Annotated in this window: 1 protein-coding gene; it reads right to left on the reverse strand. The window is 33.9% G+C overall.

Annotation, left to right across the window (positions count from 1 at the left end; translation table 11 throughout):
- Positions 1-312 precede the first annotated feature (312 nt).
- Entirely contained in the window at positions 313-759 is a 447-nt protein-coding gene (locus tag ACE1ET_RS20465) for a DUF4348 domain-containing protein (protein WP_375730288.1), read from the reverse strand.
- Positions 760-982 lie beyond the last annotated feature (223 nt).

The following is a 982-nucleotide window of genomic DNA, read 5'->3' on the forward strand; positions in this document are numbered from 1 at the left end:
AATCAAACGATGATCCAGTTTTAAAAAGAACGTCCCCTGCTTCAGCCGAAAGAGGGTGGAAGCCAGTTTTAAAATAATCAAACAACTAATCACGGCATTATTTACAACGTTCCCGCGGTATGGTGTCGTGCGGTTGACTGTCCCACGGAGTGGAGACTGTCAAGCCGAAAACGACGGCATACGGAATGTGAATTTGCAAGTTAAAACAAAACCGCATGCACTATGACCGCGTGTTGTAAACCGTTTTTCTTCTCTTTTCTCAATTTTTTGGATGCAAAGATTTTTTCAAAGTACATAATCAAGAATCGGTAATTACAGATTTGATATTTTATATCTTTCTAAATACCATTTACCTTTCTTTCGTATAAACTCTCTTTCTAGATAAAATCCTGAGTTATCACTGAATATTAATTCTGTAACCTGATTGGATTTAGATGAAAATGACTGTTTAGTATTTGTCATCTCTCTATTAATTGATTGATAGCTAGTTATGAATTCTAATTTTTTGTTATCCCATGATGATTCTATCACAGAATCATCATTATCATCCCAATCAAGAATCACTCCTTTTAGAGGTTTGGATATTCTGCTTTGTTGAAATAAGGTGTCAGAATAAAATTTTTCTAAAAACTTTTCAAATACTTCAGCATTAATAGTGTCAATAGATTCTTGACTTTTAATGATCCCAAATGTAAATAGACAAAAGAGGAAAATATAATATTTGTAGTTATGTATTATTATTTGCTTAATCTTCGTCATAATTATGATGTGCCTCTAAAATGGTTTACAACGTTCCCGCGGTATGGTGTCGTGGCAGTTTCTGTCCGATAGGATAGGAACTGTCAGGACGAAAAGAGCAGGCAGAGAACGTATATTCATTTTATTTTAAAAGTACTGCCATGCACTATGACCGCGTGTTGTATGGCGTTCATATTTTTTCCTCATACTTTTCTTTCAAAATTATTTCTAAAGTATCTATTTG

Origin of the sequence: Quyinboa mangrovi (assembly GCF_042219825.1) — a bacterium.
In the GTDB taxonomy this organism is placed as follows: domain Bacteria; phylum Bacteroidota; class Bacteroidia; order Bacteroidales; family UBA5342; genus JBHJHP01.

Bases quoted from the DNA above. Each gene is read 5' to 3' on its own strand.
- ACE1ET_RS20465 (WP_375730288.1), bottom strand. From the start codon at position 759: ATGACGAAGATTAAGCAAATAATAATACATAACTACAAATATTATATT.